The 16,399-nt window shown below is 34.1% G+C and carries 12 protein-coding genes; 10 read left to right on the plus strand and 2 right to left on the minus strand.

The genetic code is table 11. The features are described from left to right. Window positions 1-182 precede the first annotated feature (182 nt). The 8 genes from GQS07_RS10325 (at window position 183) to GQS07_RS10360 (ending at window position 11,799) form a co-directional block, all read left to right on the plus strand. Window positions 183-1,937, plus strand: a complete 1,755-nt coding sequence (locus GQS07_RS10325) for an MFS transporter (RefSeq protein WP_158210730.1) — start codon at window positions 183-185, stop codon at window positions 1,935-1,937. A 149-nt stretch (window positions 1,938-2,086) separates the two neighbouring features. Beyond that, entirely contained in the window at window positions 2,087-3,214 is a 1,128-nt protein-coding gene (locus GQS07_RS10330; protein WP_158210731.1) for a cysteine desulfurase family protein, read from the plus strand. A gap of 153 nt (window positions 3,215-3,367) precedes the next feature. Continuing rightward, complete coding sequence (locus tag GQS07_RS10335) at window positions 3,368-4,540, plus strand: AIR synthase related protein (protein ID WP_090406432.1); 1,173 nt, start codon at window positions 3,368-3,370, stop codon at window positions 4,538-4,540. Between the two features lie 17 nt (window positions 4,541-4,557). Beyond that, window positions 4,558-4,968, plus strand: coding sequence for a Holliday junction resolvase RuvX (ruvX, locus tag GQS07_RS10340; protein WP_090406434.1), 411 nt, complete (start codon window positions 4,558-4,560; stop codon window positions 4,966-4,968). 85 nt (window positions 4,969-5,053) lie between these two features. After that, window positions 5,054-6,553 (plus strand): malate:quinone oxidoreductase, encoded by a 1,500-nt coding sequence (locus tag GQS07_RS10345; protein ID WP_158210732.1) that lies wholly within the window; start codon window positions 5,054-5,056, stop codon window positions 6,551-6,553. A gap of 315 nt (window positions 6,554-6,868) precedes the next feature. Continuing rightward, window positions 6,869-8,902, plus strand: a complete 2,034-nt coding sequence (locus tag GQS07_RS10350) for a tetratricopeptide repeat-containing sensor histidine kinase (protein ID WP_158210733.1) — start codon at window positions 6,869-6,871, stop codon at window positions 8,900-8,902. 259 nt (window positions 8,903-9,161) lie between these two features. Continuing rightward, entirely contained in the window at window positions 9,162-11,198 is a 2,037-nt protein-coding gene (locus GQS07_RS10355; protein ID WP_158210734.1) for an ATP-binding protein, read from the plus strand. A 133-nt stretch (window positions 11,199-11,331) separates the two neighbouring features. Further along, the gene (locus GQS07_RS10360) at window positions 11,332-11,799 is read left to right on the plus strand and encodes a hypothetical protein (protein WP_158210735.1); all 468 of its coding nucleotides are present in this window, start codon (window positions 11,332-11,334) and stop codon (window positions 11,797-11,799) included. 165 nt (window positions 11,800-11,964) lie between these two features. On the opposite strand, the gene GQS07_RS10365 is transcribed toward GQS07_RS10360, so the two are convergent. Then, window positions 11,965-12,471, minus strand: a complete 507-nt coding sequence (locus tag GQS07_RS10365; RefSeq protein ID WP_158210736.1) for a hypothetical protein — start codon at window positions 12,469-12,471, stop codon at window positions 11,965-11,967. Between the two features lie 216 nt (window positions 12,472-12,687). Here GQS07_RS10365 and GQS07_RS10370 point away from each other — a divergent pair, with 216 nt between their 5' ends. Continuing rightward, window positions 12,688-13,230 carry a YqiA/YcfP family alpha/beta fold hydrolase gene (locus GQS07_RS10370; protein WP_233269267.1) on the plus strand — a complete coding sequence of 181 codons (543 nt, stop codon included), beginning with the start codon at window positions 12,688-12,690 and terminating at the stop codon, window positions 13,228-13,230. Between the two features lie 373 nt (window positions 13,231-13,603). Continuing rightward, window positions 13,604-14,674, plus strand: a complete 1,071-nt coding sequence (gene aroC, locus GQS07_RS10375; RefSeq protein WP_158210737.1) for a chorismate synthase — start codon at window positions 13,604-13,606, stop codon at window positions 14,672-14,674. Between the two features lie 374 nt (window positions 14,675-15,048). Here the strand turns inward: aroC and GQS07_RS10380 are convergent, their stop codons facing one another. Then, window positions 15,049-16,398: a sensor histidine kinase gene (locus GQS07_RS10380; protein WP_158210738.1), complete on the minus strand. Its 1,350-nt coding sequence runs from the start codon at window positions 16,396-16,398 to the stop codon at window positions 15,049-15,051. Window position 16,399 lies beyond the last annotated feature (1 nt).

Consider the following 16,399-nt stretch of genomic DNA (forward strand, 5'->3'; position numbering starts at 1 on the left):
GTTTTTTAACGCGATTTTCTGTTTGTCCCCTTTGATTTTTGCGTAGACAATCAGTAAAGGCTCTTTTTTTGAACAACAACTTTTGCACAGAGTTTCTTTTTTGAAAGGATAAATTGCTTAGGAGATTATGGATTTATCTATATTTGGAAAACTTATTAAAATCGTAATCCAACAACTTATATATGAGTAATTCATCTGTAAAAACCAATTATCCAGCGTTGTATATATTGGTTACCGTTTTCTTCTTTTGGGGCTTTTTTGCTGCGGGTAATAGTATTTTTATTCCATTCTGTAAAGCTTTCTTTCATTTAGACCAGTTTCAATCACAGCTTATCGACTTTTCTTTTTATACAGCTTATTATTTTGGGGCGCTAATCTTGTTTTTAGTGAGTTCTTACAAGCGAAAAGATTTGATCGGTAATTGGGGGTTTAAACGCTCTATTGTTTATGGATTACTGTTTTCTGCAATCGGGGCAGCTGCAATGATATGGGCAGTACAGGTGAGTGTTTACGTAGCGTTGTTGGTTGGCTTGTTTGTCGTGGCCCTTGGGTTTTCACTACAGCAGATTGCGGCGAATCCATTAGCTATTTCTCTGGGAGATCCTAAAACGGGAACGAGTAGAGTGAGTCTTGGAGGGGGAATTAATTCGTTGGGAACAACGGTAGGTCCGCTTTTAATGGCGTATGCGCTTTTTGGAAGTACGGAAGCGTTGACAGATGATCAAATTCAGCATTTAAGTTTGGATACGATGACATTTTTATATGCCGCTGTTGGTGGACTATTTTTACTTGCGGCAGCGATGTTTTACTTTTCAAAGAAGATTCCAGCCGGAGTTAGTACAGAGGAGATTGAGCCTGCAAGTAAGTCGATTAAGTTATTGTTAATTATGACTGGCTTACTTATTGCCTTGTTTATTCCTGTTTTTGGAACATATAGCAGTCAGGCGAGTAAAGATATTGAACAATTAGAATCAGAACGTATAGTATTAGCTCAACGTTTGGAAAATGGTGATTTACCACAAGTTGCTTTACTTGAAGGAGACCCTTTACAAACAATAGATCAGGCGATTGAAGTACTAAAAGTGCCCTTAGAGAACAAGCGTATTTTGTTGCTATGTGGTGCGTTAGTCGTTATAGCAGGGAGTATAGCTTTTGCTTATGTAAGTAGTAGAAAAAATAAAGAAGGATGGGGAGCTATGCAGTATCCGCAATTGTTATTGGGTATGTTTGCCATCTTCGCTTATGTAGGTGTTGAAGTTGGAATCGGGAGTAATTTGGGAGAATTATTAAAACTTGAAGAATTTGGGTCGTTGCAGTCGTCAGAGATTGCGCCTTATATTTCGATGTATTGGGGGAGTTTGATGATTGGTAGATGGGCAGGTGCTGTAAGCGTATTTAATTTAAGTAAAACAAAACGCGTATTAGCTTTAGTGGTAGTCCCCTTGTTAGCGTACGTTGTTGTGCTGTTTGCCAATGTGTTAGCAGGAAATGATATTCAACATTTGTATTATTATATCATCTGTGTGGTTATTCAAATATTATTCTCTTTTTGGAGTAAAAATAAATCTGCCAGAACAATGGTGTTATTTAGTACATTTGGACTCGTAGCAATGGTGATTGGATTGATGACAACAGGTATGACTGCTGTTTATGCCTTTTTAGCAGGAGGATTAGCTTGTAGTGTATTGTGGCCAGCTATTTTTAATATTGCAATTATCGGTCTTGGAAAATATACCGCACAAGGGTCTTCTTTCTTAATTATGATGATTTTAGGAGGAGGTATTATTCCACCTATACAAGGAAAAGTAGCAGATATAATAGGAATACACCAATCATATATTGTTAGTTTATTGTGTTTTGTGTATTTGCTTTTATTTGGAATCATTGCTAAAAAGGTCTTAAAAGAACAGGATATTATCATAGATAACGTTGAATGATTTATAAATAATCACATTTGATGTAAAACTGTTAATATAATTATGCTCTTTTTTCGAGTTTTTATTATATTTGCTTATTGATTAACTAAAGAACACAACAACTGCTTTCTTTGTAAAGCATAGTATTAATACCAACAAATTATTAGGAAATGAAACAAGTATATCTTGACAGTGCAGCAACAACATCTGTGCGTCCTGAAGTAGTAGAGGAAATGATTAAAGTATTAAGAGATGATTATGGAAACCCGTCATCTACTTATTCTATTGGACGACACGCAAAGGCGTTAATTGAAAGTGCACGAAAGATAATCGCAAAACAGTTTAACGTTAGTTCTTCTGAGATTATTTTTAACTCTTGTGGAACGGAAGGTAACAACTGGATTTTGCGCTCTGCTGTTAGAGATTTAGGAGTTAAGAGAATTATTAGTACAAAATTAGAACACCACGCTGTGTTAAACACTATAAAGCAATTAAATGCTGAATATGGTGTGGAGATGGTGTTTTTAGATATAAAAGAAACAAGTGAAATTGATTACGAGCAACTTGAACAATTATTAAAAGAGGGTGATAAGCCAACTTTAGTAAGTTTAATGCACGTAAACAATGAGGTTGGTACTGAACTTGACTTGAAACGCGTGGCTACTATGTGTCAAGAGAATGATGCTTTGTTTCACTGTGATACAGTACAATCGGTTGGTAAAACAAGAATTGATTTAGCTGAAATTCCTGTAGACTTTATTGTGGCAAGTGCTCATAAATTCCACGGACCAAAAGGAATTGGTTTTGCATTTATCCGTAAGAAAAACGTGTTGAGACCAGTAATGTTTGGAGGAGAACAAGAAAAAGGACTTCGCGCAGGAACAGAGGGAACACATCAAGTAGTTGGTATGGCAAAAGCGTTAGAAATGGCGTACGAGTTGTTGGATGAAGAACGCGCTCATATTACTTCGTTAAAAGAGTATTGTAGCAAGCGATTAGTTGAAGTGTATCCAGATGTACATTTTAATGGTAACAAAACAGGATTCTACAATATTTTAAACGTGTTATTACCTTTATCAGAAGAGAAAGCAGCAATGATGTTGTTTCAATTAGATATGAAAGGAATCGCTGTATCAAGAGGTAGTGCTTGTCAGTCAGGTAGTCAAAAACCATCTCACGTATTGTCTCAGTTTTTATGTGCTGAGGATTTAAAGAAACCGAGTTTAAGACTTTCTTTTAGTCACGAAAATACAAAAGAAGATATTGATATTTTGATAGATGTATTAAAAACTATCTAACAGATTTATAGAAATCTACTGCTAAGGCGGTAGATTTTTTTTTGCCTTATATTCAAGGCTAAGGCTTTTTGAGAAATAAAAATAATGTTGCTCTAAAATAACATTGCTTTACATCAACAATAAGCTTAAATTTGCGCAAACAACACACTTTTTATGAATACTAACAATAGATACGCACTACGCGGAGTTTCTGCGGAAAAAGAAGATGTTCACAATGCTATTAAGAACATTGACAAAGGGTTATTTCCTAAAGCTTTTTGTAAGATTATTCCAGACCATTTAACAGGAGATGAAGATTACTGCTTGATTATGCACGCTGATGGAGCAGGTACAAAATCGTCTTTAGCTTATATGTATTGGAAAGAAACAGGAGATATTTCTGTTTGGAAAGGAATTGCTCAAGATGCGCTTATTATGAATATCGACGATTTACTGTGCGTTGGTGCAACGGATAATATCTTGTTGTCAAGTACAATTGGTCGTAATAAAAACTTGGTTCCAGGTGAGGTTATTTCTGCTATCATCAATGGTACTGAGGATTTGATTAAAGAATTGAAAGCATTTGGTGTAACGATCCACTCAACAGGTGGGGAAACAGCAGATGTGGGAGATTTAGTTCGCACAATTATTGTTGATTCGACTGTTACTGCTCGTATGAAACGCAGTGATGTGATTGACAATGCGAATATTCAACCTGGTGACGTAATCGTAGGATTAGAGTCATTCGGACAAGCAACGTATGAAAAAGAATACAATGGTGGAATGGGAAGTAATGGACTTACTTCAGCAAGACACGATGTGTTTGATCACTCGTTAGCAGCAAAATACCCAGAGAGTTTTGACTCGTCTGTACCAGAAGAATTAGTGTATTCAGGAAAGGTGAACTTAACTGATGCAGTGGAGGGTTCTCCAATAGACGCTGGTAAGTTGGTATTGTCTCCAACAAGAACGTATGCGCCAATTATCAAAGCTATTCTGTCTAAATACAAAGCAGATAGCGTACACGGAATGGTACATTGTAGTGGGGGAGCACAAACGAAAATATTGCACTTTGTAGATAATTTACATATTGTAAAAGATAATTTATTTGCTGTGCCACCTTTGTTTAAGTTGATTCAGGAACAATCTAATACGGATTGGAGAGAAATGTATCAAGTGTTCAACTGTGGTCATAGAATGGAGCTTTATGTTAAACCAGAAGTAGCGGCAGATATCATTGCTATTTCAGAATCGTTTAATGTAAAAGCACAAATTGTAGGTCGTGTAGAGGCTTCAGAAGAGAAGAAACTAACGATTACATCAGAATACGGAACATTTAATTACTAAAAAGAATACATATAAAAATGGCAAGATTACTATCTATCGACTTCGGTAAAAAACGCACTGGAATTGCAGTTACTGATGAATTTCAAATAATAGCTTCAGGCTTAACGACGGTTGATACATCGGAATTGTTGCCATTTTTAAAAGAATATTTTGCAAAGGAGAAGGTGGAAAAGGTGATTATAGGAGAACCTAAGCGCTTAAATAACGAACCATCTGAAGTAGTTCCTTTGCTAAATGAGTTTATTGGTAAGTTTGAAAAGAACTTTCCAGCAATGCCAGTAGAGCGTATTGATGAGCGCTTTACTTCTAAGATGGCATTTCAAACAATGATAGACAGTGGGTTGAAGAAAAAGCAGCGACAAAATAAAGCGTTGATAGACGAAATTGCTGCTACTATAATCCTTCAAGATTATATGAATAAATTCTAAATTGTCTTTTTAAAATATTTTTTGAGAGATTCCTACAATTTCTCTATAATATAGATTAATTTTGCAAAAAAATAAATCCGATATAATGTCAAGTATACAAAAATCAGAGGCTGATGTTGTTTTGGTAGGTGCAGGAATTATGAGTGCTACACTCGGTGTCCTATTGAAAGAGCTGAAACCAAACTTAACCATTGAGGTTATTGAGCGTCTCGACAGTGCAGCTGCCGAAAGTTCTGATGCAATGAATAATGCCGGAACTGGACACTCTGCGTTTTGTGAATTAAATTATACGCCTGAAAAAGCAGACGGTACAATTGATGCTACTAAGGCAATCAATATTGTTGAACAATTTGAAGTGTCTCGACAATTTTGGTCTTATTTGGTAAAGAAAAACATTCTTAAAAAGCCAAATAGTTTTATTAATACTGTGCCTCATATGAGCTTTGTATGGGGAGAAAATAACGTTAACTTCTTGAGAAAACGTTATGCAGAGCTTCAAAAATACCCGTTATTCCACGGAATGGAGTTTTCTGAAGATCCAAAACAAATTAAAGAGTGGGCGCCATTATTAATGGACAACCGTAAAACGGATGATGTTTATGCTGCTACGCATATGCCATTAGGAACGGATGTTAACTTTGGAGACTTAACTCGTCAGTTATTTGATCACTTAAAAAGCGAGAATGGTGTAAATATGAGTTTTAATACTCAAGTTACAGATATTAAACGCAAAGGTGATGTTTGGACAGTCTCTTCTACAGATCGCAAAACAGGAGCTAAGAAAGTAGTTAACTCTAAGTTTGTATTTGTAGGTGCTGGTGGTGGAGCTATTTTGTTATTACAAAAGGCTGATATTCCAGAGAGTAAAGGTTATGGTGGTTTCCCTGTAGGAGGTGAGTGGCTTGTATGTCGTAATCCTGAAGTAGTGAAAAAACATATGGCTAAAGTGTATGGTAAAGCATCTGTTGGAGCACCTCCAATGTCTGTACCTCACTTAGATACTCGTTTTATCGATGGAAAACATTCATTGTTATTCGGTCCTTATGCTGGTTTCTCTACTAAGTTCTTAAAACAAGGTTCAAATGCTGATTTATTCAAATCATTAGAAATGAATAATATTGGACCAATGCTTGGTGTAGGAATGCGTAATATGGATTTGACTAAATACTTGATCGGACAAGTATTACAGTCTGAGAAATCTCGTTACGAAGCGTTAAGAGCGTACTATCCAGATGCTAAAGATGAAGATTGGTCATTAGAGAAAGCTGGACAACGTGTTCAGGTTATCAAAAAAGACAAAGACGGTAAAGGTATTTTACAGTTTGGTACAGAGGTAGTAAACTCTGCTGATGGGTCAATTGCTGCGTTATTAGGAGCTTCTCCTGGTGCATCTACAGCTACACCTATTATGTTGAAATTACTTTCTCAATGTTTCAAACAAGAGTTTCAATCAACTGAATGGCAAGCGAAATTCAAAGAAATGATTCCTTCTTTTGGATTAAAATTGAATGAGCATCCAGAATTGGTAGCTGAAATTAGAGAGAATTGTTCTTCTGTATTGAAGGTATTCCCTCATAATAAATAAGAATATTCTTACTTTATATAACAAGCACTCCTTGAAAAAGGGGTGCTTTTTTTGTTTGTAGTTTTTAAAATAGTAAGAGTTTTAATTAGAGGTTATATGTTAAATATAATTGCACCGTATAGGCTGTAATCACTACCTTTTGATAGTAATTCTTACTATCCTAAAAATACTAATATGTTTAAATGATATGAGTGATTTATATTGTTTTTTGAAAAAATAGTGATATATCATATTTTTATTTATGTAAATAATAGTAAATTCGCACTTTGTCACTTTAGCTTTTGTCTTTGGTATTTAATTAAGGCTTTTCACAGTATGAATTTAAGAGTGTTTATTAAGAAATCAGTACTACTGTTTGCAGTATTATTCTTGTTGGTATTATATAGTTGTCAAAAGAGGAATGCAGCAAAATTGCATTCAGATAGCATAGCTATAAGTACATTTATAAATAAATACGATTATTATAGAAAAGATAGCTTACAAGTCAAACAACTTGGTGATATAGAAGCAAAAGTTTTAGGTTTATCCAATACTAAGGAAAACAGGGAAATAATACATCGTTTTATATCAAAAACAAAAGCAGATAAAGTTTTCTCACATCATCTTTTGAAGTACGCAGAACAAGCGGAAGACTCTACAGATATGGCTCGTGCTTATATGTCATTAGGTAAGTTTTTCGAAAATAGATTTAAGATTGATAGTTCTTATTATTTCTTCACACAAGCAGAGCAGTTATTTTTAAAAACGCAAGATTCATTAGATTTAGAAGAGGTTTATATCCATAAAGCCGAACTGTTAACAGGAAATTCAATTTATGGTGAGGCTGAAAATCAAATGACTAAATCTATTGGTTATGGATTAAGCAATCGCGATTCTAAACGTCTATTTCAACAATGCTGTATAATGGGAGAAATACTTGTTGGATTAGGACAAAATGATGAGGCGATTGATTTATATAATCAAGCATATGAGATGCTGGATACTAAGGAATTAAGAAATCTAACAACAGATTATTATAGGAGATTAAATCGTGCGAATATCCATAATAATGTATCTCGTATTTTAATAAAACAAGAACGATATGAGTTAGCTATCACCTCTTTACAAGACGCAATAGATAAACAGATAGATTTTGATCATCCAATAGATAAACAGGTTTATTCAGCTTTAGCACTTAATTTAGCAATTGCTCAAATGAAAAGTGGTGAGTTATCTAAAGTAAGTAGTTTAGCTAATATATCTATGGATATTTCAACAAAGTTCGGAAATTTAGTCTTAGAAAACTTAGCAAAATTATGCTTAGCAGAATATAATTATTTGAGTAATAAACCTAAGACTGCACATAGTATAATAAAAGAGGTTTTAGACTATGCTGAAAAGGAAGATGACTTTCAAACAAATTTGAACGCTGTAGAGTTATTACTGAAGTATGAAGAAGACAAAGCATCTGAAAATTTCAATACTTATTTGTCATTGCAAAGACGTGCAGTGGATGAGAACAATCTTACAAGAAATAAGTTTTCAAGAATTAAGTATGAAGCAACTACTTTAGAAAAATCAAATATTGCCTTAAAACAAGAAAAGAACACAATTGTAGTAGTTAGTGGAATATTATTTTTATTGTCTTTATTAATTTTATTAGTTGTTTTCTATTTACAGAGGAAAAGAAAATTAATGATTGTAAGAATGTTACAAGGGGATACTGAGAGGTACTATAATTCAATTATTAAGAGTCATAATGAGATGTCTGAGGCTCAAGAAAGTGAGCGAAATGAAATAGCAAAAGAACTGCACGACGGTGTATTAAATAAGCTTTTTATAACGCGTTTTTCATTGATGCAGTTAGAAGAAGATAATTTTAGTCAACAGAAAAATTTACTTGTTAATGAACTTAAAGATGTTGAAAACTATTTAAGAGGTGTATCACACGCTTTAGCCAACGAAAATAGTATGCTAATTGAACAGTTTGTTCCGTTATTAAGAGAATTAGTTGAACTACAGAATAGAAACTTGGCAATAAAGTTTAGATATCATATTGATGAAAAATTAGATATTGATAATTTATCACATCATTGTAAGATTAATATATATAGAATTTTACAAGAGGTATTACAGAATGTTCAAAAACACTCTGAAGCAACAAAGTGTTACGTAACTATAAAACAAAAAACAGAGGATACGTTTGAAATTGAAGTTAATGATAATGGAAAAGGGTTTGATCAGCGTGGGGTTAAATACGGACAAGGACTTCTCAATATAAAAGAACGCACAGAACTTATAGGTGGACAGTTTGAAATTAAAAGCAGTGTTGGAGTTGGTACTATTGTTCTATTAGTGTTTAAAAAGTAATAGAACATTTGAAGTATATACTATAGGTTTATTTGTTAATATAAATATAAAATATCGAATTATTGTCAATTATAGCAGAAAGTATTATTTATTTTTTTATAAATAGTGTAATTATTATTGTTATTATAACATAAATAGTTTTGTAATGAGTACTTTTGGAAATGAAATGTCAATTTTAAGTTTATAGTACTGAATTATAGGCTTATATATTTGAATTTTCGTGAGGTTATATTCGTTTTGTTAGTTGATTTAGAACTCGATGGAAAAGTTTAGAGATAATATAAAGGTAACATTTGGCTATATTGGCTTTATCACACTGGTTGGTGTTATGAGTATGGCTTGCCATCGGGAAAATGACACGAGTTATTCTCAAGTTGATATTCTAAGACAGCATATAGATAAGTATGATAGAATTACTGCAAATGAAAAAGAAAAGGCAGAAATAGATTCTATAGGGCAGTTAGTAAAAAAGTTGCCAAATTCAGAGGAAACAAGAGAATTGATGGCTCATTACATTAGAAAAACTTATGCCGATATGTCTTATATTGATTTATTATCGGAATTAGCTACTAAAGACAACGATCAACGTTTTGAGGCAAGGAGTTACTATTTAAAAGGAGTTAACTACGAGAGCAGATTTGTTTTTGATACGGCGTATTATTACTACACAAAAGCAGAATATATTTATACCGCTATTAATGACACTGTACTATTAAGAGATGTTTATCGCTCTAAAGGTGTTGTTTTATTAAATAATCGCATTTTTACAGAGGCTCAGTCAAATGTTTTAAAGCTAATACGTTTAAATAAATATCAAGATGATATAAAGGTTGACTATATGTCAAAATTAATTCTTGGTAGTATTTTGGCAGGACTTGGAGAAACTGATGAAGCAATTGTTTCTTTATTTGAAGCTCTTGATTATTTATACGATCCTCGAATTGATAAAATTTACAATGAGAATGTAAAACGATTAAACTTTGTCACTGTTTACAAAAATATAGTTGAAGCTTATCTTAAAAAAGAGGACTATGAAGTAGTTCGTCAACTTGTAGATGAGACTATAGATAAGTACTTAGGACGTGAGGGGGCTTATGACGATATATTAACTGCACAATTAATTACTTTAAAAGCAACAGCAAATATTGCAGAAAAAAAAGTAAATGGAGTTGAAAGTGAACTGAAGAAAGCTATTGCTTTTAATATAAAGCATTCAAATCCTAAAGATGAAAATATTGCTAAGATCGCTTTAGGTGAATTACTGTTTTTAAAAGGGGATTCAGAACAAGCTGTATCTGTTTTGAATGAGGTTAGAGCTTATACCATAAAATTCAATGATCTTGCGTTAGAAAAGGAAGTTTTATCTAAACTGCTGAAATTTGATAAAGTTCACCATCAAGAATATTTTATACGATATGAGGAATTAGGTGATTTATTGACTGATGAAAATAGGATGATCAAAAATACCTTTGCTCGTATCAGTTATGAGGCAGATTTCTTAATTAAGGCAAATAAAAAACTACAAAGCCAGAAAGATGTAATAACTCAAGTGGGGAGTACAATGTTAGGTTTAGCTGTACTTATCTTTTTTATTATTTTGTTTAGACAGAAATCGCGTGAAGTAAAAATGGTTAAGTTATTTCAACAGGACACTGAAAAATACTATAGCTCTATTTTAACGATTCACGACAAAATGGGACAGGCGCGTTCTCATGAGAGAAAAGAGGTCGCTAAAGAACTACACGATGGTGTACTAAATAAGCTTTTTGTAACTCGTTTTTCATTAATGCAGATAACAGAAAATACACTTGAAAAGCAAAGAAATTTACTGATAAATGAAGTAAAAGAAGTTGAAGAGTATATTAGAGGTGTATCGCATTCGCTTGGTAATGAAGAAAGCTTTAAGATTAGTTTTTATAATCAGCTGTTAGAAGACTTAGTGCAGATACAAAATCGAAATGAACAAACAGAGTTTACGTTAGTTATTGCACCTGAATTAGATTTACAAAACCTTTGTCACCGAACTAAGATTCACCTATATAGAATAATACAAGAGGCTTTACAAAACGTTCATAAATATGCAAAGGCAACCAATTGTATTGTTATTTTTAGAAAACTTAATGAGGGGGGGATAGAATTGTTAATTAAAGATAATGGAGTAGGGTTTGAAGTAAAGAAAGTTAAACGGGGTTTAGGACTAAATAATATACAAGATCGATGTGATTTGGTGAATGCGTTTTTCCATATTCAAAGTGCTAAAGGTAAAGGTACAACACTTCGAATAGTAATAGGCTAAATATGTTTTTTGTTTTATATCGGGTGTTTTTCGTGTGTTTAATGTAATTTATTTTAAAATAAACTAATAAAATCTCTTCATTAAAAAGCTTTTTTTGTATTTTAGAGAAACTAAAAATCAAAAAAGCATTATTATGAAAGACAATCAATCAGGAAAACAAGAAGATTTGAAGAAAAAAGCGAATGATGTAATTGATTCAGCTAAAGATAAAGCGGAGGGGTTTATTGAAAACTTATGGGATAAAGCGAAGGACGTTGCGGAAGATGTTGTAGATAGTCTTAAAGATTTGGGAGAAGCTGCTAAGGAAGAGGTCGGAAAAGTCGAACATTCTGTTAAAGATGCTTATGAAGGGGCTAAAGATAAAGCTAATGAAGTAATTGATAAGGCAAAAGCTTCTGTAGAGGAAAGTAAAGAGAAGACAGAGAATGGGCTTGGAGATATGAAGTCTGATGCAGGACAAATTGTAGACAATATTAAAGGTACTGTAGAAGAAGGTAAGGATAGAGCAAAAGAAGCTTTTGAAGATGTAAAAGAAGCTGCTAAACAAGCAGGAGATAAGTTAAAAGAAGGTCTTAACGACGCAGAAAATAAATTGAAGTAGGAATTTGCTTACTCATACTACGTGTTTTTTTATAGCCAAGGGTAACCTTGGCTTTTTTGTGTTTAAATAGTTGCTGTTTAGTATGTTAATCAATTAAGTATTCGTGTAATTTGTCATTATTTAGTTTTGTAGTGTAACTGTAAATATATACTTTAAAGAACACTATTATAACGCAATAATCTGTTCGTCAAGTAACGCTCCATTGGTGTCTTTAAGGCGAATGATAACAGCTGTATAACTTGATTTAATTTGCGCTTTGTTGGCTTGTCTAAAGTTATATCCATAAACCATAGCTGATTCTTTACCGGCTTGTTTTGTGATGTGAATTTGATGGGTTAGTATAAGCGTATCGTTGTCAATGCTCTTTTCTTTAGTTAGCGACATCTTACTTACTGATAACCCAGATGATGGATACCATCCTTGTACAGTATAGTTCAATTGGTTTTCTTTAATGTGTATCGCTGCTATTTTGTTGTGGTTTACATCTTGTCGATAAGAAACTAAACGTGTCGTAAAGCGCTCTTTACCTGTTGTTTCGTCTATTCCAATCACTTCTCTTTTCGGTTCATACAACGTAGGTGTGTAGTTAATACGCTCGTGCGAACTAACAATTTTATTGTTTTGACATCCTAAAAAAGAGAATAGGGTAAGTAATACAAGGTGTTTTTTCATCTAAAAAAATATAAGGCTAAAAATACACTTTATTTTTAACAAAATAAGCTGATTAACAATATGTTGTAAAAGCATCTTACAGCGTGTAGATTAAAGGTTTTATAGGAAATAGTACAGTTTTCGAATTATTTATTGTTAAATTGACAATTATCATTTCCTAAACCCCGTAAAACTCCGTAATTTAACTCTTTGTAATAAAGACTAAAATCTACGCCCATGATAATGATTTATTTTCACGGATACGGGTCTGACCGTACTTCTCGTAAATTCCAAGACTTCAAAAAGTTGTTTAAAAGCTCGTCAAGCTATTGTGTTGAATGGACACCTGAGTCCGACTTTAATGGTATTCTAAATATCGTTGAAGCAAGTATAGCTGAAGAGGAGCAAGTAATTCTTATGGGGGACTCATCCGGTGCTAATTTTGCCTATCAGTTGAGAGAACGTAGAAAGAAGAAAGGATTAGCGTCTGTACTTGTTATGGTTAGTCCGCTTTTAGATTACGGTATGCGTAAAGGGTCAAACTTAGAGTTTCCAGACAATTTAAAGAATAGTTTGATTACTATAGACGATCCTAAAGATGCGTTTATCTTGATTGGAAAACAAGATGAAGTAATTGATTACAAAGGTTTTCAAGAAAAAGGGTCTTACAACAGTGAGATATTATTTGTTGAAGATTCTCACCGTTTACCTAAATTCCGCGATTATTTAGGGTACATCAATTGTTATGTACAAAACAAATTAAGATTCGATTATTTTTAATAATATAAAACGAGGTAGCAATACCTCGTTTTTTTATGTCTACTTTTAAGGGGTTAGGCAATCAACTGATAGGTGGGCAACGGAATTTATTAAGTATTATAGTGGCTTTGTTTCTTTGTGTTGTCTTATTTATGTGATTGTATTTTAGCTTGTTACTCAAAGCATTGTGCGTGTAAATAAATTGTTTTGCTGACATATAACTATCTCTGTTGATTGAGGTTTTGGTGGGTTCCCTTGTATTATTCTTGTTTAGTTACTTTTTTAATATTCTGCTATTAAAACAAGATTTATAACTGTTTTTCACGTAGAAAAATGCCAAAACAGACACGCTATCTGTGAAAAATGTAGTAAACTTGTAGTAAATACATAGGTTATGGCAGGTAATACATTTGGTAATCGTTTTCGAGTAACAACATTTGGCGAGTCGCACGGTGATGCGATTGGTGGTATCATTGACGGTTGTCCGGCTGGAATAGCATTGGATTTACAGGAAATTCAAGCGGAGTTGGATAGACGTAAACCAGGGCAATCGAAGATAGTAACGCAACGTAAAGAGGCTGATGAAGTACGCTTTATGTCGGGTATTTTTGAGGGTAAAACAACGGGTACGCCAATTGGTTTTATCATTGAAAATACAAATCCAAAGTCTAAAGATTACGACCATATTAAGGATGTTTACCGCCCAAGCCACGCTGATTATGTGTACGACCAAAAGTACGGGCATAGAGATTACCGCGGAGGAGGACGTAGTTCTGCTCGTGAAACTGCTTGTAGGGTAGTAGCTGGAGCTATTGCTAAGCAAGTGTTGTCTTCTGTTAAGATTACAGCCTATGTGGCGTCTGTAGGTGATATTTCAATTGATAAACCGTATCAAGAACTCGACTTTTCTACAATCGAACAAAACCCAGTGCGTTGTGCTGATCCTGCTGTTGCAATTCAAATGGAGGAGTTAATCAAAGCGGTAAAGAAAGATGGAGACTCTATAGGGGGAACTATCTTCTGCGTGGTTCAAAACGTTCCTGTTGGTTTAGGCGAACCTGTCTTTGATCGTTTAGATGCGGAGTTGGCAAAGGCAATGTTGGGGATTAACGCTGTTAAGGGTGTTGAGTTCGGACGTGGGTTTGCTGGTACTACGATGCGTGGAAGTGAGCATAATGACGTTATCTTACCTGATGGAAAAACGGCTACGAATAACGCAGGCGGAATAGTAGGTGGTATCAGTAATGGTATGGATATCTATTTTCGTGTGGCGTTTAAACCTACGGCTACTTTGATGAAGGATCAGCAGTCTATCAATAGCGCAAATGAAGTCGTTACAGTACAAGGGAAAGGTCGCCACGATGCTTGTGTGTTACCAAGGGCAGTGCCTATTGTTGAGGCAATGACCGCAATTACTTTAGCGGATATGTTTATCGAACAATACGGTTATAAGAAACAAAAATAGGGGATTAAATTGACCTCTATAGCTTCACTATTTTATTGTTGTTGTCAAGTAATGAATAGCTATTCTCCTTAGTTTATAGGGGTAGAGTAGGTATAGAAGGGGTGTGCAGTATAGTTACGGATATAATGGCTTTAGATGTATGTGACAACGTAAACCTTGTATCAACGAGGGATACACTGCTTATAGGTATTGTCGTTTACTTACTTAAATAAAGCCTTCTAATAAGTGTTACAATACATTGTTGTCATCGTCTTATCCTTGTGGTTTAGTTGTGATGAAATACACTTGTTTGACAAAATGACAAAGCATTATAAAGTAGACGTAATCGTGTTAAAACCAGACAGGACTCTATAGATGTCCTTTTGCTTGACTACCTAAAACGTCAATGTGATAACAGTACCATTCTTTAGAGACGACTGTATATCAAAGCCTATACTATGTTGGTCAAAGATAATTGTAGCAAGTGATAACCCAATACCACTTCCTTTGATATTCCCTACATTCTTACCGCGATAAAATGTTTGTTTGATAAAGGTTAAATCGTCAGGGGCAATACCCTTGCCGTGGTCTGTAACCACAACGTTCAGGCGACCATTGACAGACTTTAATACAATCTCAACCGGATTGTTATTAGAGTATTTAATGGCATTTTCAATGATGTTGTACAATGCCAGGTGAATCAACGTTTCATTCCCTTTGAACTCTAACAACGAGAAGTCGTTTACTTGTATATCAATGTGCAGTTGTGTTTTAAACTCCGTTAGCTTATTGTGCAATGCCTCATTAATATCCCATATCAATTCGTCTATACGCACAAGCTGTGACTGGTGTTCTGCATTTTTTAACCCCGATAATAGCAGCAAGTTAGATAAGATGCTTTCAATCTTATAAACATTGTCTAATGCCTCTTGGGTTACCTGTTTATATTCTTCAGGAGAGCGTTCTTTTTGTGCAAATACCTCTAAGCTTCCGCTAATTGCCGTAAGCGGAGTTTTAAATTCGTGAGACACATAGTTGATGAAGTTCTTTTGTACAAGGAAACTTTCAGACAAACGAGCCAATAGCTTGTTGTACGTTGTGATAAGTTCTTCTAACTCATCATCTGTTTTAGGCACAGCAATTCCTTGCTCTAAGTTTGAGTAGTTTACTTCGTTTACCTGTTGTACTATATTCTTAATCGGCTTGTACGCCACATTAGAGATATAGCGACTTAATAGGTAAATAGCCATTAATCCCAATAGTAAAACAATACCCAATATCAGTAGTAAACTCTTGATTTGAGAGGCATATTCAGTACCGGGTTCTTTTGTAAAGACCACAAAATCACCTTGATTATCAGGGTAAAACATTCCGTAGTAAAAAGAGTTGTCCTTTTTAAAATAGAAGGTTTCATTCTTGCGTACTAACGACAGGATCTTATCTGTAATATTTGGGTCGTCAATTAGTTGACCAAACTCCACTGTGTTATTAGCATTGATAACAGCCACGTTCTTACTTAGGATAGTAGTCCTAAATTGGTCGCGAATAACTGAATGCTCATTTTGAGGCAACTCGTCTTGTTCTAAATAGTAGATAGCCGAAAGCAGGGTTGTATTCTCAAGCTCACTAAAGATATTGTCTTGTGCTCGTTTGTAGTAAGCCAAAAATATCAGTAGAGAAGCCAAACAGAATACAATACCAAAGGTAATCGTACTATAAAGCGTCAAGCGGTTGCGTAAATTCATA

The sequence above is a fragment of the Myroides phaeus genome (assembly GCF_009799805.1).
In the GTDB taxonomy this organism is placed as follows: Bacteria; Bacteroidota; Bacteroidia; order Flavobacteriales; family Flavobacteriaceae; genus Flavobacterium; species Flavobacterium phaeum_A.

Coding starts and splice junctions, on each gene's coding strand:
- GQS07_RS10370 (WP_233269267.1), top strand. CDS start 12,688: ATGATAATGATTTATTTTCACGGATACGGGTCTGACCGTACTTCTCGT.
- GQS07_RS10365 (WP_158210736.1), bottom strand. CDS start 12,471: ATGAAAAAACACCTTGTATTACTTACCCTATTCTCTTTTTTAGGATGT.
- GQS07_RS10380 (WP_158210738.1), bottom strand. CDS start 16,398: ATGAATTTACGCAACCGCTTGACGCTTTATAGTACGATTACCTTTGGT.
- GQS07_RS10355 (WP_158210734.1), top strand. CDS start 9,162: ATGGAAAAGTTTAGAGATAATATAAAGGTAACATTTGGCTATATTGGC.
- aroC (WP_158210737.1), top strand. CDS start 13,604: ATGGCAGGTAATACATTTGGTAATCGTTTTCGAGTAACAACATTTGGC.
- GQS07_RS10330 (WP_158210731.1), top strand. CDS start 2,087: ATGAAACAAGTATATCTTGACAGTGCAGCAACAACATCTGTGCGTCCT.
- GQS07_RS10350 (WP_158210733.1), top strand. CDS start 6,869: ATGAATTTAAGAGTGTTTATTAAGAAATCAGTACTACTGTTTGCAGTA.
- ruvX (WP_090406434.1), top strand. CDS start 4,558: ATGGCAAGATTACTATCTATCGACTTCGGTAAAAAACGCACTGGAATT.
- GQS07_RS10345 (WP_158210732.1), top strand. CDS start 5,054: ATGTCAAGTATACAAAAATCAGAGGCTGATGTTGTTTTGGTAGGTGCA.
- GQS07_RS10325 (WP_158210730.1), top strand. CDS start 183: ATGAGTAATTCATCTGTAAAAACCAATTATCCAGCGTTGTATATATTG.
- GQS07_RS10360 (WP_158210735.1), top strand. CDS start 11,332: ATGAAAGACAATCAATCAGGAAAACAAGAAGATTTGAAGAAAAAAGCG.
- GQS07_RS10335 (WP_090406432.1), top strand. CDS start 3,368: ATGAATACTAACAATAGATACGCACTACGCGGAGTTTCTGCGGAAAAA.